Source organism: Paenibacillus sp. sptzw28 (genome assembly GCF_019550795.1).
GTDB lineage: Bacteria > Bacillota > Bacilli > Paenibacillales > Paenibacillaceae > Paenibacillus_Z.
Map to the genome: position 1 here is coordinate 1,241,874 of NZ_CP080545.1, position 19,903 is coordinate 1,261,776.

A 19,903-nucleotide genomic window follows, 5' to 3' on the forward strand; every position below is an offset into this window, starting at 1 on the left:
AGCGAAACCGCAGAGCTTGCAGACCGCCCGCCCATCTTGAGCGTTAGGTCCAGCAAGCTCTCTTATTTTTCTAAGGAAGATTACTCCGTTGTCCAGTCTGATCCGAAGCGAAAGATCCTGGCTGCTTCCCCTGACGGATGCCAGGTTTCTGGCCGGAATAAGCGGGACAATCAGCTTGCGGAGACGGCCGGAGTCTCCGGCTTTCGCCGCCTGAACGATTTCCAGGGCAAACGCTTCGTTAGAGGCCAGCTTAGCGTAAAGCGGAAGAACCAGCTTCGAGAGGCTTCTCAAGTCCGCCGCAGTTAATCTGCCTCCTCCTTGCAGGGAGGTATCATTGAAAATTTCGTCCGCAGGCTGGGGTGCGGGAAAGCCGATGATAAAGGTGAATGAATTGACACTGAAGGTGTTAAAGCCCGGTGCAGTTTTGCGGAACAACCGCTCAACTTCCGCCAGATCAACTCGGCGGATCGCACTTGCCAATCGGATGGCAAACATGCGGTCAGAGGCTATTTTGCGATATATATTGAATATTCTTGATGCACCTATACGCAGTGCCGCGGCAGTCAACTGACTCATCCTATCACCTCGGGTTTTTTAATAGTTTAAATTTCCAAGGTTTGGTATGGATGAACGGTTAGAGCTGCGGGAAATAGCGGCCCGGTTGTTTGCGATCATCGTTCCGTTTGTTTATGATTACTAGAAAGACATTGGGAGGTGTTTGTCTGCATGTTACGGTTAAGCGTACTCGATCAGTCACCAGTGCCGGAAGGAAGCACGGCGGCCAGGGCGCTCCAGGAAACGGTCAAATTGGCGCAGCTTGCAGAACGGCTGGGATACCACCGTTTCTGGGTATCCGAGCATCATAATATGGCGAGCCTGGCACACTCCAGTCCGGAAGTATTTATTTCACACATAGCGGCGCAGACAGCCTCCATTCGCGTAGGCTCCGGGGGCGTAATGCTGCCGCATTACAGCGCCTATAAAGTCGCCGAGAATTTCAGGCTGCTTGAAGCGCTTTACCCGGGACGTATCGACCTTGGACTCGGCCGCGCTCCCGGAGGCATGCCGATTGCTACAAGAGCGCTGCAGGAAGGGAAAATTGGCGGCATCGACAAATACCCGCAGCAGATCAAAGACCTTCTTCATTATTTGCATGATTCCAACCAGGGCGAACACCGTTTTGCCGGCTTGAAAGCAGTGCCCTCCGTTAGCTCGGCTCCGGAAATATGGCTGCTCGGGTCCAGCGGAGACAGTGCTATGCTGGCCGCGGAGCGAGGGGTATCGTTTGCTTTCGCACAGTTTATCAATGGAGCGGGGGGTGCTGCCGCGGTCAAGGAGTACCGGGACACCTTCACGCCGGACCTGCAGGGAGATAAGCCCAAGGCATTGGTCAGTATTTTCGTAGTCTGCGCTGAAACGGAGGACGAAGCGGAGCGGCTGGCCTCGAGCTTCGACTATCAATTCGTGCTGCTGGAGCAGGGCCGGTTAACAAGGGGCGTGGTTCCGCCTGAGCAAGCGCTAGCTTACCCGTACTCGCCGATAGAACGTCAGCGGCTGCAGGAGAACCGCAAGCGGATGGTAGTCGGCTCGCCAGATACGGTCAAGGAACAGCTGCTCCGTCTTGCTGAAGAATATGGGACCGATGAAATTATGATCGCCACGATCGTTCACGATTACGAGGCGAAGCGAAGATCGTATAAGCTGCTTGCTGAAGCGTTCGGGCTTGGATGAGAGAAGAAAACCGTTCCCCGGTGGTACAGAGAAACGGCATCTTAAAGCGCCGGACTAATAATCTATGAGCCTCGACGATCGCTTGATCGTTAGGGCTCTTTTTTTATAATGCGATGCCGCGTAGTCTACCGCTACAAGAATTTTACGGATAAAGTCCCCATACAATGGTTATAGGTCGATATGGGAAAGGGGTCCGGCGATGTACGATTATCCTTATTACAGGGCTAATTATTATTATCCTTCACAAAAAAACGCTGCCTCTATCGAAGTCCTCGGAGAGGGAGCGGTATCCGCCGCTCCAAACCAGGTCGAAATAGTATTAGGGGCTGTAACGGAAGGTACCAACCTGCAAGCGGTCCAAACCGATAATGCAAATATCCTGACGAATATCATTAATTCTTTCTTGAAGTTAAACATTCCGCGGGAGAAGATACAAACAAGAGATTTTCGTATTGAGGCCGAGTACGATTACCAAGATGGAAAACAAATCTTTCGGGGATATAGAGTTACCCATCTTCTGCAAATTACGACCGATCGAGTAGGAGAGACAGGGTTACTGGTTGACACTGCCGTTTCCCAAGGCGCCAACTCCGTTACCGGTATCCGGTTCACGATAGCAAAGCCGGAGATTTACGAGAATCAGGCTTTGTCGCTTGCAATACAAAATGCGCGGCGAAAGGCTCAGACAATAGCGAATACACTCGGGAGACCGCTTCCCGCACACCCTTCCCAAGTCGAGGAGCTGCCGAGAGCTCATGAACCCATCCCGTTCACAGCCTCCATTCTTGCGGAAAAAGCGGTTACGCCAATCGAACCTGGACAATTGACCGTTTATGCCGCTGTTCGGGTACGGTATTAGCTGGCATCGAGAGAATGATTTCCGGCATATTCACTGCCATTTTTCTGGAAGCTTTTGTTCGACTCTTCTAACTGCTATAATGGAAAAAAATAGATTGATAGATTGGGAGAGAACTGGGGAAAATGACGAGGCAATTAAACACAATCACACTGCTCTTATGTTTATTAGTTATGCTGTTTTCCGGTTTTACAACAGTGGCTTCGGCTGCCGGAACCTCCGATAAACCGAAAGAAACAACGATTTTGCTGGATGGGTATCCGCTGCAGTTCCCGGCCGCTCCCTTGGTAACGAAGGGAACGACCATGGTTCCTTTCCGCGCAATTGCCGAGGCGCTGCATATCGAGGTCGTCTGGACGGCAAAGACGCAAACGATCACCGCTTCCAAAACCATCGGCGGACAAGTGATAAAAGTTACACTGCGTCAAAACGACAAACGCGCAGCAGTAAATGGAAAACAAGTTCTCCTCGCTGTCGCGCCTATGTCCAGGAACGGCACTATTCTTGTCCCCCTCAGCTTCTTCGGCACTCAATTCGGCGCTGCTGTAAGCTGGGACGGCTCAACGCGTACCGTATCGATCGTTTCTCCGCCGGAGAAGATGTACACGACCACCTTCTATGCGATATCTTCATTCGACGAACGACAATATGTCGGCAATTTCGATGCTGTTTCTTTTGGATGGAGCCGAATTGACGGCAGCGGTAATTTAACCCTTACGGGCAAGGATTTCTACTGGCCGAAGCCGTCAGGTAATTTGACGCCGGAAGCGATCGTGGATGAGACCGCTGCGGGAGGCACTTCGCCTCAGCTTATGGTAGTAGCCACTGACGGCAGCGGCGAGCTGACCAAGCTGCTTGAAGACGAATCGCTTCGCGCCAAAGCGATTGAAAGCATGGTAGAACTGGCGGTGGAGAAGCATTTTGAAGGCATAACGATTGATTTCGAGGGGCTTGGCCTGACAGGGGATTTGCCCGCCGTTCAGAAATCGTTGAATGAATTTGTGCGGCTGCTGGATGAAAGCGCAAATTCCGCTCATTTGAAGCTGACGCTTGCGCTTCATCCGCTGAACGGTTCCTATAAGGGCTACGATTATAAGGGGCTGGCCGCTCATGCGGACGAGATTGTCATTATGGCCTACGATTATTCGTATGAGAAAGGGCCCGAGCCGCTAAATCTCGTAGATCAAGCGATCCAACTGGCACTTAAGGAAGTTCCAAAGGAAAGGCTGCTGCTGGGAATATCCATGGGCAGTGAAAATGCGCAGACGATTAACGGGAAAATCGGTCTCGCAAAGCGCTATGCGCTGAAAGGCATTGCCGTATGGCGTCTGGGTCTGATCGGAGACCAAACGATGAAGGAAATGCAGAAAAGCATTATAATGAAATAATAAACGTCAAGCACTGCTTACGAAGCTGCATTTTCTTGCGAAAATGCCTGGAGGTGTCCGATATGTCGACTTTAACGAAAGCGATTGTGCTGGCTGCCAAGCATCATGAAGGGCAGAAGGATAAAGGCGGAAATCCTTATATCTTCCACCCGATCCGGCTGATGCTGAAGGGAATAACGGAGGATGAACAAATCGTTGCCATTCTGCACGACACCATAGAAGATACGGATTTAACGCTGGATGATCTGCGCAGCGAAGGGTTTAGCGGCGAGATTGTCGAAGCGGTTGACAGTCTGTCACGGCGTAAGAATGAAACGTACGAGGAATTCATTTATCGCATTAAGAAAGATCCGCTGGCCCGCAGAGTCAAGGTGTACGATCTGCAGGATAATATGAACTTGAGTCGAATCAAAAAACCGAGCGTCAAGGATAAGGAAAGATTGAAGAAATACAGTAAAGCGCTGGATGTGCTGCTAGGCTATGACAGTGAATCAAGGTGAAACGGTTGGCGCCCCGCACGGACCATTAGCTCGAGTGCCCTTCGCGCTGGGTTCTGTGCCGTCCTGATGAAATCCAAGAACAAAACATAAAGATGGGTTTGTTTTCATCGGGCGGTTTTCCTGTGCGTCAAGCTGCCTCTTTCCGCAAGAAATGACGGCCCCAAGAACCTATCCTCAAACTGCGCATTCCAGGAAAGGATAAGCAACAGTGAATAGATTGGAGTCCGGCAAGAATCATCCAATCCTGGAGAATAATCATCGCTTAATGAAGTTTACTATAAATATATTAAAATAAAATAAAGAATCGCTCGTGCTGCGAAAATCGCATAACGCTAGCATCCTGTATTTGACAATTCCAAAAACATGATTGTATACTTCAAGGTGTCATACAAAAATTGAATTGAGGAGGAAGGAAATGTTCTTTTTATCGACTGTTTTAATTCGGAAATTGGCTTAGACGGGAGAAGTCTGCCCATTTTTAAGGTTAAGCCAACCGAAGAACAGTTGATAAAGAACGCGATTCCTATCTTCTTACATTGAGATATTGTAATGGGGAGGGTGTGTTCACCTAACCCTTTTTTTATTGCTTCTTTATTTGCCTCTCCCGGTTGGCTTCGAACGCGAAGTGAAAAAGGAGAGAACAAAGATGAGTATTTTGTCCGTTGAACACCTTACCCACACGTATGGGGATAAACAAATCTTTCGTAATATCAGCATGAGGCTTCTTCGGGGCGAGCATGCCGGTCTCGTTGGAAGCAATGGGGCGGGCAAGTCGACTTTACTGCGGGTGTTGGCGGGGGATATTATTCCTGATACCGGCACTATAGAGTGGCTTCCCACCGTTAAGCCCGGTTTCCTGCAGCAGCATATCGATCTGAAAGCAGGAACCACCGTCATGCAAACATTACAGAGCGCCTTTGCGCATCTATATGAAATAGAACGGAAAATGCTCGAGACTGCGGAAAAAATGGCTTCTTTCGAAGGCGATATAGAGCCACTACTATCCCTGTACGGAAAGCTTCAGCATAGGCTGGAGCACAGCGGATTTTATAATCTGGATCTAAATATTGAGGAAGTGGCCGCAGGATTAGGCATTTTAGAGCTCGGCCGGGACCGGGATGTCAGCAGGCTGAGCGGCGGTCAGCGTACAAAGCTGCTGCTCGCCAAGCTTTTGCTCGAACAACCGGATGTCCTGCTGCTTGACGAGCCGACAAACTATCTGGATGACGTGCATATTGAATGGCTGGCCGGATATCTGAAACGGTACGAGCATGCCTATCTGGTTGTTTCGCATGACGAAAGATTTCTGAATCAAGTAACCACCGCGATCTTTCATCTGGAGCATCAAACGATTAAACGTTATGCGGGTAATTACAATGCATTCCGCAGCAGCTATGAACAGAATAAAGAACAGACGCAGGAGGCATTTTCAAGGCAGCAGAAGGAAATCGGCAGATTGGAGAGCTTTATACAGAAGAATCGTGTCCGGAATGCGAGGCAAGCGAAAAGCCGGGAGAAAATGTTGGACAGAATAGACCGCATTGAAAGGCCGCAATCGGCCGCTAAGTCCCGTTTTATGTTCCCGGTTCACACAGAACCGGTGACCCTGATCGCAGAGGCTAAGCAGGTTCAAATCGGTTACACCAAGCCGCTGTTCGGACCGCTGGATCTGCAGATAAAGCGCGGTGCGAAGATCGCGGTCGTCGGTGACAACGGTATCGGAAAATCCACTATGCTGAAGACATTACTGGGCTACGTAAAGCCTTTAAGCGGTACTGTGCAATTCGGTGAACGAGTCCAAGCCGTCTATTATGCCCAAGAACATCCGACCTCTAGTGAAACGCCGATGGAACGATTGTGGTCCTTACGCCCCGACCTCACTCAGAAGGAAATCAGGCAAACCTTGGCGATGGCCGGACTCAATGAAAAACATATTCGTCAGCCGCTTAACAATTTGAGCGGCGGAGAGCAGGCGAAGGCGCGGCTATGTGAATTAATGCTGGTGAACAGCAATGTTCTTTTCCTGGATGAGCCGACTAATCATCTGGATGTCCAAGCGAAGGAGTCGCTCAGAGATGCGCTCAAGAAATACAAGGGGACCGTTGTGCTCATTTCTCATGAGCCCTCCTTTTACCAGGATTGGGTGACTCAAATTTGGCGCATAGAAAATTGGCGTTAACAGGCGCGGAGATGGCTTCCTGGAATTGAGTTACCTGATCTTGAATCCGGCCAATCGTTTGCCTTCAAGGCGGCGGTTGGCCATTTTTGTGCTTTAAGAGAAGTTCGAAGGCGTTTCCGGTCAAAAATGACACATTTCTGTGCATCCAACGGTTATATCGCGTTGTCAAAACCGTCATTCCCCTTAAATTAGCCGTTGAAAACGACATATTTACGTGCCCATAACCGTTCGATACACTTTGTTGTAACCGCTAACACGAACTTACTAGACGTGAATTCATGACCAAGCGAACTGTTAACCATTTAAAGAAGAGGGGTGAGAGAATGCAGGATTCGCAAGGAGTCCTGATGGGCGGTATGTCCCCGCAGATCGTAAAGAGAAAGTCGGTCTGGAAGAAAATGCTTCTAAACTGGGAATTGTACCTCTTCATTGCGCCGGCGTTTTTTTATTTTCTCATTTTTTGCTACGGTCCGATGTACGGCATTCAAATCGCCTTTAAAAATTTCGTCCCGACAAAAGGAATAATAGGGAGTTCATGGACCGGTATCGACCATTTTATACGCTTCTTTAATTCCTACTACTTCTGGGATTTGCTTTGGAACACGCTAAGCATCAGCCTGTATGAGCTGGCCGTCGGATTTCCGATTCCGATCATAATGGCGCTTGCCTTTAATGAGGTGAAAGGCGGCTTCTTCAAGAAGACGGTGCAGACGGTCACCTACGCACCTCACTTCATCTCCGTCGTCGTAATGGCCGGGATGATCATCACTTTTTTATCGCCATCGACAGGTATTATCATTCATATGATCGAATGGCTTGGCTTTAATGCGCCTGATTTACTGTCTGATCCGAGATGGTTCAAGACGATGTACGTGCTCTCGGGAGTCTGGCAGAGTGCAGGCTGGGGGACCATCATCTATCTCGCCGCACTGTCCGGAGTCGATCCGCAGCTGCATGAAGCGGCGATCATCGACGGCGCTTCGAGGTTTCAGCGATTGCGCCATATTAATATTCCGGCAATCGTTCCGACGATGACGATTCTGATGATCCTCAATATGGGAGGCATGCTCAGCGTCGGCTTCGAAAAAATACTGCTGCTGCAAAATCCGCTCAACATGAATTCGTCTGATGTCATCTCGACCTTCGTATACCGCTCGGGCCTGCTGGATGCCCAGTACAGCTTCTCCACGGCTGTAGGCTTATTCAATTCGGTGGTCAACGCGATCCTGCTCGTTGCGGTAAACCAGATTGTAAGGCGTACAAGCGAGAACAGTTTGTGGTAGAAGAAGGAGGTGAGGCCGGGTGATATCCGCAGTAAAAGAAACAGGACGGGATAAAGTATTCCTGATTTGCAATTATATTTATTTGGCGCTGGCCTTCCTGATTGTCGCCTATCCGCTCGTTTACATCATCAGCGCTTCAATCAGCAATCCCAAATTTGTCGGATCAGGTGAAATGTGGCTGTGGCCCAAGGGCATTACATTCGAGGGCTACGAGCGTGTGTTTCAAAATTCGAAGATTTGGACGGGTTATGCCAATACCATCTTATATACGGCAGTCGGTACGAGCGTCAATCTGTTCGTCACGCTGCCGGCAGCGTATGCGCTGAGCCGCAGGGATTTTGTCGGGCGCAGCTTCTTTATGGGGATGTTTATGGTGACCATGTTTTTCGGCGGCGGCCTGGTGCCGACTTATTTGCTGGTCAAAGACCTTGGGATGGTCAACAGCATGTGGGCGCTTATTCTGCCTGGGGCTGCGTCGATTTGGAATATCGTAGTAACGCGGACATTCTTTCAATATTCGATTCCGAAGGAGCTGCAGGAAGCGGCCCAGATCGACGGCTGCTCCAATTTGCGTCTGTTCGTTCGAATCGTTCTTCCGTTATCACTGCCGATCATCGCCGTTATGGCGCTGTTCTATGGGGTCGGGAACTGGAACAGCTACTTCTCGGCTCTTATTTACTTGAACGACGAATCGAAGTACCCGCTGCAGCTCATTTTGCGACAAATCCTCGTGCTCCAGGAAATATCGACGGCAGGAGGCGGAGCGATGGATGCATCGATGGCTTCGGCGCTCAACAGCAAAGCCGAGGTGGCTGCTCTTGTGAAATATGCGGTCATCATCGTTTCCACGCTGCCGATCATTGCCGTGTATCCATTTCTACAGCGATATTTCGTGCAAGGTGTCATGATCGGTTCAGTTAAGGGCTGATCTGTCCATAAACCGATAAGGGGAGGAATATTTTCATGCAAAAGCTTCAAAAAACCTGGGCTATAGGGCTGTGCCTGGCGCTGCTTATTTCGCTGCTGGCCGCATGCAGCAAGACGAACAATGAAGCCGCCGGTTCGGATAGCGGCACGGAAAAACCGGTCACGTCGGACGTCAAAAAAGAAGGCTTTCCTATCGTGGGCAAGCCGATCACGCTCTCCATGATGGCCCCGGATGCAGGGGTACAAAAATGGGACGATATGCCGGTTTTCAAAGACTTGGAGAAGCTGACGAACATCAAGCTGCAGTTCCGGAATGCCCCGATGGACAGCTTCGCCACGAAGAAAAACCTCGTGTTCGCCAGCGGTGACCTGCCGGACATCTTCTATGCGGCTGATCTTACGCCCGCGGAGCAGGTGACGTACGGCGCACAAGGGGTACTCATTCCGCTTGAGAAGCTGATTGACGATTACGCGCCCAATCTCAAAAAAATATTGGATCAGCATCCGGAGCTGCGCAAATCGATCACGACCAATGACGGTCACATCTATGCGCTGCCGTACATTGATTTGTCTGCGGTCTGGTACCGCGGTCCGATGTGGTACAACGGCAAGTTTCTGAAGGCGCTGAACGTAAAGGCGCTGCCTGAAACGACGGAAGAGCTGTTCGCTTATCTTAAGCGGGTCAAGGATGAAGATCCGAACGGGAACGGCAAGCCGGATGAAATTCCGCTTACATCCGTCAAGCTGGACGATATCCGCATGTTCATGCTCGGTTTCTGGGGGATTTACGACGAACAGATTTATGCGGATAAGGATGGCAAAGTGCACTATACGCCGCAGGAGGAAGGCTACAAAGGGTATTTGACTTTCTTGAACCGTCTCTGGACGGCAGGGCTGCTCGATAAAGAGACGTTCTCCCAAACCGACGATCAGAAGAAAGCGAAAGGGAAGAACAACCAGGTTGCACTGTTCTCCGATTGGTTCCCATATTTCACGCTGGGCGGCGAGCCTGACGGAAGCAATCCGCTTATGAAGCCCGTCAAGAGCGAAGTGCCCGGTTCGCCGGTCTACGGCAAGCATCCCGGTATTTCGTCAAATGGCACATTCGCCATAACGAGCACCAATCCGGATCCGGAAGCGTCGATGCGCTGGGTCGACTATCTGTACGGCTACGACGGTGCAACGCTGTTCGGACAAGGACCGGAGAACGTGCTGTGGAAATTTAAAGACAAGCAAAATCATGTGAAGGAATGGCTGCCGGTTCCCGGCGGCGGCGACCGTGAAGAATACCGGAGCACGCTCACACCGAATTACGGGATCGTGGCTCCGGGGATAAGCAGCAGCGAGCTTGCCAAAGGACTGCGGGGAGATTTCGACCAGTGGATTGACAAGGAAACCGCGGAGAAGCTCGTACCGTTTGCCAAGCCGCCTTATCCTCACGTATTCCTGACGGAAGCGGAACAAACCGAGGCTTCTTCACTGCTCTCCGATTTGGACACCTACGTGAAGCAGATGGAAGCGAAGTTCGTAACGGGGCAAGAGCCGCTCTCAAACTGGGATCAGTATAAGAGCCAGATTGCAAAAATGGGCGGCGAACGTATTGCGGAAATCTATCAGGCTGCCTACGACCGCTGGAACAAATCGGGTTCAGGTCAATAAGCGTCCGTTAATATAAAAGCTCCTTCGCCCGGTCACGCAGGTCCGTGTCCGGGCGAAGAAGCGTCAGTCATTACATGTCTTCACCGAAAGCTTCTTCATCACCGGCTGCGGTTTCATTGCTGGTGTCCGAATACAGCTTGCGGTATTGGCCGGGCGTTAGACCGGTTTCTTTCTTGAATTTACGGATAAAATTCGGGGTATCGAGATAGCCAATCTGCGTGATGATGCTTTTTAACGGCTCGTTCGTTGTTTTGAGCAGGTGCATGACCTCTTCCATTCGTTTCTGCCAAATGTACTGGATGAAGTTTATGCCCATTTTCTCTTTGAATGAACGGCTGAAATACGACGGAGAGATCGCATACTCATAGGATATCGTGTCCAGGCTGAGCGTATGATCCCTATAATGATTATCGATGTAGGCTGTGATTTCATCCATGAGAGAGTATTCTTCCTTTCTCATATTCCGCTCGACCTGCTCGCATATCCTGGAAGCGAGATTCACGAGACTGCGCTCCAATTCACTCAAGGATTGAAAGGTGGAGATGTGCGGAATATCCGGTGTTAGATGATGGATGCCGAGCTCCGCGGCTGTCTTCAGCATCGTATTCAGGATGTCAAAGCCGATGCAGCGAATGTACATGACGGATATTCCGGAAGCTCGAACATTTTCTATGGCTTCGCCGATCACCTGTGCTGCAACATCGTAACTGCCTTGCTTTAAGCTGTGCGATAGTTTAAGCAGCATATTGGCGGGAATCCAGAAGGTTTGCTCCGGTGCATAGGGCACCTTCTCAAAAAAAGTAATGCTGCCATTCCCCGTGGACATACGGTTGAACGCGGAGCAGGCTTCGATAAAAGACTGATTCAGCTGGCTGGAGCTTGCATAACAGCTGCCGACTCCAATAGTCAGTCTGACACTGACACTGAAAATCTCTAGGATATTGCTTCGCATCGTTTCAACAATACGGCTCATATGGTCGTATTCCACAATGGCGTCGCTAAGGTTAAAGCTCACAATGATCGCCAGCCTATCCGGATCCGGCAGCTCAACACAGTACGCGTGGGCGCCCAGTTCGGGCAGCTCAGCCTCGGCGCGCAATTGGATAATAGACTGCCAATTATGCAGGCCCTCCTGTCTGCCTGGAATTTCATCCCGTCCCATTACCATAAGGAAATGGTGAGTACGGTCGAATTGAATGTCAAAGGTATCAAGGAGGTCTGGAGACAGGCTCTGGGTGCCGCCGTACTTCAGAAGCATGAGCAGAAAGTGGTTGCGCGCATAAGGCTCTTGCAGGTCAGCCCGGGAGCTGTATTCCTGGAGGGTCAACCGGATCCGGTCGAGCTCATTCTCGGGACGGGTGTTTTCACCGGATGAATGATTCGGTCTTTTGGATTTGGACTTGGAATTTGCAAACTCGGCCAGAGCGGATATCGGGTGGTACTGAATTCTGGCCATCAAGAGCGCAATCGCAGCCCCGACGAGCAGCACGATAGAAAACAGCACGACAATGAAACTGCGTACATGCAATACGCTGCTGAAAAACTGGGCGCTTGGCATAAGGGTTACATACGTCCAGCCGTTATTTGCCGATTTGACCGATACAACGGAATGCGCCTTGCCGTTTAAAGTCAGACTATGTATGCCCGGATTCAGCGCAAACAACGAGCCGGCCTCGGCATTCGTCAAGGTTTCGCCCTGACGGTTGGCGGCAAGCACTTGTCCCTTATTATCGAAAATATAAGTAAGCCCCTTGTAATTACCAAGAATGGAATCGATCAAGCCGGTAAGCTCGGTTTCTTCAATCAGGTACATCACCATCCCATGCGGATTCGGGTTGTTTGGCGTTATCGGAACGAGATAGGCTACGATTGATTGCTGTAAAGAAGAACTGCGCTTCACTAGATCGGCCGGGCGCATCGTCGGGAAATGGATGCTGTTCAAGTCCTGAATAAGATTTGCGCGGCTCCAATTATGGAAGCTATACTTTCGTGCGAACACATCCAGACTGGACATTCCTTCGGACGAGTAAATCCGATCATCGTGATGAAAATACAGGAACATTTCGCCGATGATGGAGCTTGTCGCTTTGTATTGGTCCAGAGCGGCGATCGCCTCCCTGCTATAATACGGATCGTGAACCCGGTACGGCGTCAGCCTCTCGTCATAAGAAATGCGCGAGGCAATTTCGTTCAACTCCTTCATGCGGCCGTCAATGATCGTCTTCGCCTGTGTCAACTGGCCAAGGTGTGAGCGCTCGATTTCGGCTCGAAGATTGCTGACCGCGTTCTGATAGATGAACACCGTGATCAAGACGAGGGGAATGAGCAAAATGAGCAGATATGAGCCGATATATTTTAAAAACAGGTTGGATTTGAAATAATTCCGTTTCATTGATTCTGCCTCCCGTAAGCGGGTTTACAAAAAATTCATGAATGCCTGTCATTGTTAATCATACCAAATAAAAAAATATTGAACATAGTACGCAGGATGTTGATAAAATTTAATATTATTACATTCGAAATTTGCATAAAAATGAAGGAGAAGTTCATTAAATATCGAATCATGTTTATAAAGGTTGGGAGGTATAAACAATGAAGATAGGACTGAGCTCTTACAGTTTGCTAAACGCCATCAGGACAGGAGAAATGACCGTGCTGGACGTTATCCAGTGGATCGCCGACAACGGCGGAGAGCATATGGAAATCGTTCCTTACGGATTTACGCTGGTCGATAATCCCGAACTGGCGGATGCTGTAAGGGAGAAAGCGGAAACGGCAGGTATCGAGCTTTCCAACTATTCGATGCCGGCCAATTTCGTTCAGGAAACGGAGCTGCTGTTCGATGAAGAGGTTGCCCGGGTAAAGCAGCATGTCGATCTCGTTCACCGGCTCGGCATGAAGCATATGCGGCACGATGTGACCGCCTTTACGCTGCCTCCGGAATCTATGACCATCGCATGGTTCGAGAAGCATCTGCCGCTGATGGTCAAGGGAAGTCAACTCATTGCGGACTATGCAAATCAGTACGGAATCACGACAACGATCGAGAATCACGGCTTCAGCGTACAATCCAGCGACCGGGTGCAGAGGATTCTCCTTGCGGTGGACCGCCCCAATTTCCAAACGACACTCGATATCGGCAATTTCATGTGTGTGGATGAGGATCCGATCGTCGGCGTAAAGAAGAATTTACCGTTCGCTTCTCTTATTCATTTCAAGGATTTCTATTTCCGTCCTTACGATGAGCATCCGGGTGCCGGGGACTGGTTTACAACCGCTTACGGCAACTTTTTGCGCGGTGCTATCGTCGGACAGGGCGATATCAAAATCCGCAAAATCGTCAAGCTGATCAAGGCATCGGGTTACGACGGGTACATTACCGTTGAGTTCGAAGGGATGGAAGAATGCAGAACCGCATCGCGTGCCGGAATGGACAATTTGCGCCGGTTTTGGGAAGAATGCTGACGTTCTCGGCTTTTCACGCCGGCGGTCTCGCCGTTAACGGATGGGATATAAGCGGGCTCCGGACGGCGGTCAATATCGTTGGCGAAGGAAGGAGCTGCAGACGAATCTTTCCGGCTGCTACCGGATGAACACATCAAATGGGAGCTTCGCAGATTGTATGACCGGCAGCGCAATCACTACGCGGAGTGCGGTGAATTTACCCGGGACTCGGCTCTGCTTATGGGGGAAGACAGCTGGACGATTCGCCCGCACATTGAAATGGGCGGAATAATGTTTGAAATATCGGCGCCTTCGACGGACGGACAAGCGGTGTGGTACATCAGGGAAGACGGCAATCTGTGGAAGGGGAATGACAAGTGATTGTGAAAACCCCGGCAGTGAGCGATGATTAATGACGACGCGAAGATACATTTCGGCGGGCTATGCGTCAGCTGCGAATCTCGACGAACGAGGACGTGCGCAAGCTGACACACCTGAACGTAGCGTTCGGACATGTCCGGGAGGACGAGATCCGGACTGACCATTTGCAGCCGTATATGAACGAGTTGAAGAAGCTGAAGCTTGAGCACCCCGAGCTTACCGTTCTGCTGTCGGTTGGGGGATGGAACGCAGGCGGCTTTTCCGAAGCAGCCCCCAAGGAAACGGGCCGCAGACGGATGGCGGAATCGGGCGCTGCGGGTGCTCGGCGAGCACCCGTTTGACGGCATCGATCTGGACTGGGAATATCCCTGCTATGCCGAAGCCGGCATCGGGGCCAGCGCTGAAGATAAAACAAACTTCACGCTTCATCTTCGCACGATTCGGGAAGCGCTCGACGGTAAAGGGAAGTCGGACGGCCGTCATTACATGCTGACGATTGATTTTACCCTTGGAGTGTAATATATCCGATAGCCGGGAAACGGCAACGTATCGTAACCGCCCGACTTTGCAGCCGTCAATATCAGTTGATGGAATTATTAGTATTATTAGGAATATCCAATAAACACCGGACTGAACCTTGGGGATAGTGGTCTAAGGGGCAGCAGCTGACGGGCTTTAACAAGCACAAGGTTATTGCCGAATTATTCGTATCCACCGTGCAAGAGGAGTACCCATTTCGGCGTGACATTCATCGACTGGGCATATACGTCTACCTGGCCGTCCTGATCGCAGTCAGCCTCATTCTGTGGCGGAGAGCATTCAAGGTTACTGTCCATATCACTTGATACTCCTATAATGTATAATTATGATAAACATAGTTAAACGATATTGAATACTACATATTAGGAGAACAACAATATGGACCTTGGAAATAAAATTAAAAAGCTGCGGCAGGAGCAAAACCGGAAGCTGACGGATATTGCCGAAATTTGTGGATTTTCAAAAAGCCTGCTGTCACAAATCGAAAACGGCAAAACGATGCCGCCCATTTCAACTTTGATAAAGATTGCCGATGCCTTAGGGACTAAAGTTTCCATCCTGCTGGATGATCAGCAGCAGACCGGAACGATTCATACGACAAAAGAAGCGAGCCAATCCAAATTGGTGAAGACGGAAAAAGGGTACTCCTTTTTTGCTTTTGCCGTGGAACGCTCGGACAAGCTGATGCAGCCCTTCCTCTTTGTCTCCAGGAAAGATGAGAATGACAGCAGACATGTGTTCAGTCACAACGGGGAAGAGTTCATATTCATTCTGGAGGGCCAAATGCGGTATCAGGTCGGCAACATGGAATATACGCTGAGTCCCGGGGACAGCCTGTATTTTGATTCCATTGAAAAGCACACGCTCTATCCGATCACCGATGAGGTAAAATATGTGGCCGTATTCACCCAGTCCAAGCCGGATGCGAGGTCCGGCGAGTAGTTGGAACCAAAATCAAAAATGAAGGTCATGGAGCAAACACATGTATGTGTTGTTTGTTCTATTTTTTTGCACACAATGGTCAGAATACACAGAAATAATATTTACACATATAATATGTACACATATAATATAAATACATACTAAGAAAGGGTGAACAAATTATGTGGGAATTCGAGCACACAATCACGACTATGGCAAAAGCGGAGACGATTTGGAAGCTGTACAGCGATATCTCGACTTGGGTGGAGTGGGATAAGGGGATTGTTTATGCTTCACTGGAGGGGCCATTTACCGCTGGAACACGCGGGCAGCTGCAGCCTGAAGGCCAAGAGCTTCTTGCTTTTGAACTCACGGAAGTGAGTCCTCTGAATGGGTTCTCGGACGTTACCGATATTCCGGATGCGGGTATTCAAATTCGTTTCATGCATCGGCTTCTAGAGACTGCCGAAGGGACGAGCGTTACACATAAAGTGACTATCATCGGTCCGAATGCGGAACATTTAGGTCCGGAGTTTGGAGCCGGTATGGCCGAAGGTATCCCGGATACGATGGAGCGCCTAGTCTCATTGGCGCTCGAAAGAGAGCGGCAGCTTGTTGACTGAATCCGTAAGCAGGGAAACTCGATACTGGATCGGCGTTGTTTCGGCTTCGCATGTGAGGCTCGGCGTGCAGGGCGGATTCGCCCAGCTGTGTCATGGTAAGGCAGCCCCTTTGAGGCGGATGCGTCCCGGCGACTGGCTCATATACTACTCGCCGCGAACAGATATGGCGAAAGGGAATCCACTGCAAGCATTCACCGCGATAGGGCTGGTCATTGATGACAAGGTTTATGAATACCGGATGTCGGACTCCTTTGTACCATTCCGCCGAAATATTCGCTATACTCTGTGTATAGAAGCTGAGATAGCTCCCCTGCTGGAGCAGCTTACGTTCACACACGGGAAGCGGAATTGGGGATACTTGTTCCGCACCGGTCATTTTGAGATTTCCCGTGAAGACTTCTTTGTTATTGCGGATGCGATGCTAGAAGATGCTGGAGGAACAATAAATGAGTTCGGAATTCAATAAAGCGGAAGAAAGCCCTGGGTTTCTGCTGTGGCAAGTGACGAATATTTGGCAAAAGGAAATACGGAAGGCGCTGGAACCGTTTGAGCTCACACAGCCTCAGTTCGTATTGCTTTTCTCGTGCCAATGGCTGAGCGAGAAAGAGGGCGGTTCGGGCGTGACACAAGTACAGCTCGCTCAGCATGCTCAAGTGGACGTGAATGTCACCTCGCAGGTACTGAGAACGCTGGAGAAGAAGGGGTATGTAAAACGCAGTCCCCATCCAGCGGATACAAGGGCGAACCTGATTACTGTGACCAGCACCGGAAGCGAGTTGGCTTTACGAGCCGTGCATGCCGTTGAAGCGGCAGACCGGGCGTTTTTTACCGGCATCGGTGAAGAGAGCGCACAGCTGACTCGGCTTCTGAGGCGGCTTACGAAGCTGTAACATAATAATGCATCAAAATTGCAGGGGGCAGCCAGCATGCCTCCTATTATTTTTTTTAAGGCTATGATAATCTTTGTTGTTGATTTTCTTATTAACGGGCAGATTTGCGGAATTATCAGGAAGGAATCTTGAGCCTTTTCACGTATTTTAAATGGACAATGATGTGGGAAATGGGTCAAGGTTAGGTGAGCAGATTTTCTATTATTACAAGGGAGGCGATAAAGGGATATGGGAAGTTCGAATCAATGGGATGCAGAATGGGAAGTATCAGAAGAATTGGCTCATAAATTAATAAGCAGTCAGTTTCCGCAGTTAGGTTCAAAAAGCGTACAAAAACTAGGACATGGCTGGGATAACACTGTTTTTCTTATCGGGGCCGAATATGTATTTCGCTTTCCTAGAAGAGAAGTTGCAATTAATTCTTTAAGGATGGAAGGAAAGATACTACCTAAGCTTAAAGATTATTTTTCCATTGCATATTCGATACCTCTATTTTTGGGGGAAGGGGATTATGATTATCCTGCACCCTTCCTAGGCTACCCCTATTTATCCGGAGAATTTCCGATCGGATTAACTGACAAGCAACGTGCGTTATCAGCTACAACGCTCGCGCAATTTTTAAGAAGCTTACATGCATTCCCTGTGCAAATTGCCCAAGAAAATGGAGTTCAACATGACCATAGAAATCTGACTGATATTGCGATGCGTAAGGAAAAGATGCATAAATTTATTTCCGACCTTGCCCTTCATTTTCGTGAAGAAGAGTATCGTGCAATATCGAATTACTTGGAACAGCTCAGAACTGAAAGAGTGAAACAAAAGCACGTATTCCTTCATGGTGACCTTCATTTTAAAAATATGCTGGTAGATGAGAATGGAAGAGTTTCAGGGATTATCGACTGGGGAGATATCAATATTGGGCATCCTGCATGTGACTTGAATGTTGTGTATAGCTTTTTACCTCCGGATGCGCGTTCTGACTTTTTCAAAGAATATGGGGATGTAGATGAAGAAACGAAGACATTAGCTCGATTGATTGCCATCTATATTCCCATTTTGATAATGATGCAGGCAATTGATGATAAAGATGAAAGGTTGGTTGATGAAGCAAAAGCGAACATAAAACGTGCTCTCGCTGATTAAGAAATGTCATTCCGCTAACGGGAACAAGAGCTCAATGAAGAAGGGATAGGCATCACTTATAAGAAACTGCTGTCTTTTCACAACTAACAGCGCATACAACCATTAAACAGAAACTCGGGAGGGATGAGGTTGAAACAGAAGCTGGCTGTTATCGTGGTTCATGGATTAGGCAGGCAGAATGAAGATTACGCCGACCATTTTATTCGTACACTTATGACTAAGTTTGCACATGAGACAGGAGCAAAAGATCCTGAACAAAATGTCGTCGTAAAGGCCGTTCATTGGGCCAAGGTGCTGGAAGGCAGGGAAGCAGAGTTCAAACAGAAGCTGTTCCGGCCTTACGATCTGCATTATGAATGGCTGAGGGATTACGTTGTGCATTATTTAGCCGATGCTATCGCCTATCAACCGCTCGAGACCAACGATCAGAATTATTATGCGATTAATGAAACGATCAGCGCCTCATTGCATGCTCTGACGGATAAGGCAGGAGACGGCGCCCCGCTCTGGGTCATCTCGCACAGCCTAGGCACGGTCATTGCCAGCAATTACTTCTACGATCTTCAGAATTCCTCCAACTGGAAGCCCGTCATCTACAACCCGGACTCGGCATTGGAGCGTGGAGACACGCTGGCGCTGTTCTATTCTTGCGGAACGACTCTGCCCTTATGGAGCCTGCGTTACCGTGAATTCGACAAGCCTATCCGCGTACCCAGTGAATCTATGCGCGATCGGAACATCGAGGGGGAGTGGATAAATTTCTACGACAAGGACGATATTCTTGCTTATCCCTTGCGCCCTTTGCATCCCGCTTACATGGAGGCGGTCCAAGAGGACATGGAGGTTCGGGTAGGTAACTGGCTGACCGGTTGGAACCCGTTCAGCCTCCAATCTGCGATGTCGTCGATTATTTCATCAACCACGGTGAAAATGTAATAATTGTTGTCCCCCACTGGAATTTCTTCATCACAGCATTCGCAGCATAAAGTTTCAATGCCATCGTGTTCCTTTTCAACGCATTCCGGTATCATTTCGACCAGTTTGTATCCGTATTTCTCAAAAAAATCGTTCACAATCTCTCCGCAGCTGCGACATAGAATGGTCTCTTGTAACTCCGTGATAGCGCGCACATACATCCCCCTTGCCTTTTCAAAATCGTTTGATTGTTTGCCCCTCCCACGAGGCGGCCGATCAATATAGCCTGTCTGATGAATCACCTTTCTAGTATATACCAATAAATTAATCTGTCTGTTAGCTTATTGAAGCGTCGAAAGTCTAACACTTTATTTTTCCAGTCTATACTTAATTTTCTTCAGACATTAATAAACTGGTGCGAGATTATAGGCTCAAAAGAAAGAACTTTTCTAAAAAAGTAACGCAGACAAACAAAAAAACGGCTTCCTCCATTAAGGTGAATACCGCTTTCGTTGGTTTCCCT

At 49.3% G+C, this 19,903-nt stretch carries 19 protein-coding genes and 1 pseudogene; 18 read left to right on the forward strand and 2 right to left on the reverse strand.

Annotated elements, in window-relative coordinates; translation table 11 throughout:
- Positions 1-36 precede the first annotated feature (36 nt).
- The 9 genes from KZ483_RS05790 to KZ483_RS05830 all read left to right on the forward strand — a co-directional run bounded on the left by KZ483_RS05790 (position 37) and on the right by KZ483_RS05830 (position 10,523).
- On the forward strand, positions 37-306 hold the full coding sequence (locus KZ483_RS05790) for a hypothetical protein (RefSeq protein ID WP_220351755.1): 270 nt from the start codon (positions 37-39) through the stop codon (positions 304-306).
- Positions 307-726: 420 nt separating this feature from the next.
- Positions 727-1,731 carry an LLM class flavin-dependent oxidoreductase gene (locus KZ483_RS05795; protein WP_220351756.1) on the forward strand — a complete coding sequence of 335 codons (1,005 nt, stop codon included), beginning with the start codon at positions 727-729 and terminating at the stop codon, positions 1,729-1,731.
- 199 nt (positions 1,732-1,930) lie between these two features.
- Positions 1,931-2,590 carry an SIMPL domain-containing protein gene (locus KZ483_RS05800; RefSeq protein ID WP_220351757.1) on the forward strand — a complete coding sequence of 220 codons (660 nt, stop codon included), beginning with the start codon at positions 1,931-1,933 and terminating at the stop codon, positions 2,588-2,590.
- Between the two features lie 122 nt (positions 2,591-2,712).
- On the forward strand, positions 2,713-3,975 hold the full coding sequence (locus KZ483_RS05805; protein ID WP_220351758.1) for a stalk domain-containing protein: 1,263 nt from the start codon (positions 2,713-2,715) through the stop codon (positions 3,973-3,975).
- 62 nt (positions 3,976-4,037) lie between these two features.
- On the forward strand, positions 4,038-4,475 hold the full coding sequence (locus KZ483_RS05810) for an HD domain-containing protein (RefSeq protein WP_220351759.1): 438 nt from the start codon (positions 4,038-4,040) through the stop codon (positions 4,473-4,475).
- 646 nt (positions 4,476-5,121) lie between these two features.
- On the forward strand, positions 5,122-6,654 hold the full coding sequence (locus KZ483_RS05815) for an ABC-F family ATP-binding cassette domain-containing protein (protein ID WP_220351760.1): 1,533 nt from the start codon (positions 5,122-5,124) through the stop codon (positions 6,652-6,654).
- Positions 6,655-7,001: 347 nt separating this feature from the next.
- Positions 7,002-7,937: an ABC transporter permease gene (locus KZ483_RS05820; protein WP_397376185.1), complete on the forward strand. Its 936-nt coding sequence runs from the start codon at positions 7,002-7,004 to the stop codon at positions 7,935-7,937.
- A gap of 19 nt (positions 7,938-7,956) precedes the next feature.
- Complete coding sequence (locus KZ483_RS05825; protein ID WP_220351762.1) at positions 7,957-8,865, forward strand: carbohydrate ABC transporter permease; 909 nt, start codon at positions 7,957-7,959, stop codon at positions 8,863-8,865.
- Between the two features lie 35 nt (positions 8,866-8,900).
- Complete coding sequence (locus KZ483_RS05830; RefSeq protein WP_220351763.1) at positions 8,901-10,523, forward strand: extracellular solute-binding protein; 1,623 nt, start codon at positions 8,901-8,903, stop codon at positions 10,521-10,523.
- Between the two features lie 70 nt (positions 10,524-10,593).
- Here KZ483_RS05830 and KZ483_RS05835 read toward each other — a convergent pair whose 3' ends face one another.
- Entirely contained in the window at positions 10,594-12,915 is a 2,322-nt protein-coding gene (locus KZ483_RS05835) for an AraC family transcriptional regulator (RefSeq protein ID WP_220351764.1), read from the reverse strand.
- Positions 12,916-13,115: 200 nt separating this feature from the next.
- On the opposite strand from KZ483_RS05835, the gene KZ483_RS05840 reads away from it, so the two are divergent.
- The 3 genes and pseudogenes from KZ483_RS05840 to KZ483_RS05850 form a co-directional block, all read left to right on the forward strand.
- Positions 13,116-13,988, forward strand: a complete 873-nt coding sequence (locus tag KZ483_RS05840; RefSeq protein WP_220351765.1) for a sugar phosphate isomerase/epimerase family protein — start codon at positions 13,116-13,118, stop codon at positions 13,986-13,988.
- A gap of 78 nt (positions 13,989-14,066) precedes the next feature.
- Positions 14,067-14,348 (forward strand): hypothetical protein, encoded by a 282-nt coding sequence (locus KZ483_RS05845; RefSeq protein ID WP_220351766.1) that lies wholly within the window; start codon positions 14,067-14,069, stop codon positions 14,346-14,348.
- 31 nt (positions 14,349-14,379) lie between these two features.
- Positions 14,380-14,846, forward strand: a pseudogene (locus tag KZ483_RS05850) (glycosyl hydrolase family 18 protein); the annotation flags it as partial.
- A 203-nt stretch (positions 14,847-15,049) separates the two neighbouring features.
- On the opposite strand, the gene KZ483_RS28315 reads toward KZ483_RS05850, so the two are convergent.
- Entirely contained in the window at positions 15,050-15,184 is a 135-nt protein-coding gene (locus tag KZ483_RS28315; protein WP_258881548.1) for a hypothetical protein, read from the reverse strand.
- An 82-nt stretch (positions 15,185-15,266) separates the two neighbouring features.
- Here KZ483_RS28315 and KZ483_RS05855 point away from each other — a divergent pair, with 82 nt between their 5' ends.
- The 6 genes from KZ483_RS05855 to KZ483_RS05880 all read left to right on the forward strand — a co-directional run bounded on the left by KZ483_RS05855 (position 15,267) and on the right by KZ483_RS05880 (position 19,401).
- Positions 15,267-15,830, forward strand: coding sequence for a helix-turn-helix domain-containing protein (locus KZ483_RS05855; RefSeq protein WP_220351767.1), 564 nt, complete (start codon positions 15,267-15,269; stop codon positions 15,828-15,830).
- Between the two features lie 161 nt (positions 15,831-15,991).
- Positions 15,992-16,432 carry an SRPBCC family protein gene (locus KZ483_RS05860; RefSeq protein WP_220351768.1) on the forward strand — a complete coding sequence of 147 codons (441 nt, stop codon included), beginning with the start codon at positions 15,992-15,994 and terminating at the stop codon, positions 16,430-16,432.
- Positions 16,425-16,898 (forward strand): EVE domain-containing protein, encoded by a 474-nt coding sequence (locus tag KZ483_RS05865; protein WP_397376151.1) that lies wholly within the window; start codon positions 16,425-16,427, stop codon positions 16,896-16,898. Before KZ483_RS05860 ends, KZ483_RS05865 begins: the two co-directional genes overlap by 8 nt.
- Positions 16,879-17,322, forward strand: a complete 444-nt coding sequence (locus KZ483_RS05870) for a MarR family winged helix-turn-helix transcriptional regulator (protein WP_220351770.1) — start codon at positions 16,879-16,881, stop codon at positions 17,320-17,322. The genes KZ483_RS05865 and KZ483_RS05870 overlap by 20 nt, the downstream gene beginning before the upstream one ends.
- A 228-nt stretch (positions 17,323-17,550) precedes the next feature.
- A complete protein-coding gene (locus tag KZ483_RS05875; RefSeq protein WP_220351771.1) occupies positions 17,551-18,465 on the forward strand; it encodes a phosphotransferase in 915 nt (304 codons plus the stop codon).
- A gap of 129 nt (positions 18,466-18,594) precedes the next feature.
- Positions 18,595-19,401, forward strand: a complete 807-nt coding sequence (locus KZ483_RS05880; RefSeq protein WP_220351772.1) for a chemotaxis protein — start codon at positions 18,595-18,597, stop codon at positions 19,399-19,401.
- Positions 19,402-19,903: the final 502 nt, after the last annotated feature.

Coding starts and splice junctions, on each gene's coding strand:
- KZ483_RS05795 (WP_220351756.1), top strand. CDS start 727: ATGTTACGGTTAAGCGTACTCGATCAGTCACCAGTGCCGGAAGGAAGC.
- KZ483_RS05800 (WP_220351757.1), top strand. CDS start 1,931: ATGTACGATTATCCTTATTACAGGGCTAATTATTATTATCCTTCACAA.
- KZ483_RS05805 (WP_220351758.1), top strand. CDS start 2,713: ATGACGAGGCAATTAAACACAATCACACTGCTCTTATGTTTATTAGTT.
- KZ483_RS05810 (WP_220351759.1), top strand. CDS start 4,038: ATGTCGACTTTAACGAAAGCGATTGTGCTGGCTGCCAAGCATCATGAA.
- KZ483_RS05815 (WP_220351760.1), top strand. CDS start 5,122: ATGAGTATTTTGTCCGTTGAACACCTTACCCACACGTATGGGGATAAA.
- KZ483_RS05820 (WP_397376185.1), top strand. CDS start 7,002: ATGGGCGGTATGTCCCCGCAGATCGTAAAGAGAAAGTCGGTCTGGAAG.
- KZ483_RS05830 (WP_220351763.1), top strand. CDS start 8,901: ATGCAAAAGCTTCAAAAAACCTGGGCTATAGGGCTGTGCCTGGCGCTG.
- KZ483_RS05835 (WP_220351764.1), bottom strand. CDS start 12,915: ATGAAACGGAATTATTTCAAATCCAACCTGTTTTTAAAATATATCGGC.
- KZ483_RS05840 (WP_220351765.1), top strand. CDS start 13,116: ATGAAGATAGGACTGAGCTCTTACAGTTTGCTAAACGCCATCAGGACA.
- KZ483_RS28315 (WP_258881548.1), bottom strand. CDS start 15,184: ATGGACAGTAACCTTGAATGCTCTCCGCCACAGAATGAGGCTGACTGC.
- KZ483_RS05855 (WP_220351767.1), top strand. CDS start 15,267: ATGGACCTTGGAAATAAAATTAAAAAGCTGCGGCAGGAGCAAAACCGG.
- KZ483_RS05860 (WP_220351768.1), top strand. CDS start 15,992: ATGTGGGAATTCGAGCACACAATCACGACTATGGCAAAAGCGGAGACG.
- KZ483_RS05870 (WP_220351770.1), top strand. CDS start 16,879: ATGAGTTCGGAATTCAATAAAGCGGAAGAAAGCCCTGGGTTTCTGCTG.
- KZ483_RS05875 (WP_220351771.1), top strand. CDS start 17,551: ATGGGAAGTTCGAATCAATGGGATGCAGAATGGGAAGTATCAGAAGAA.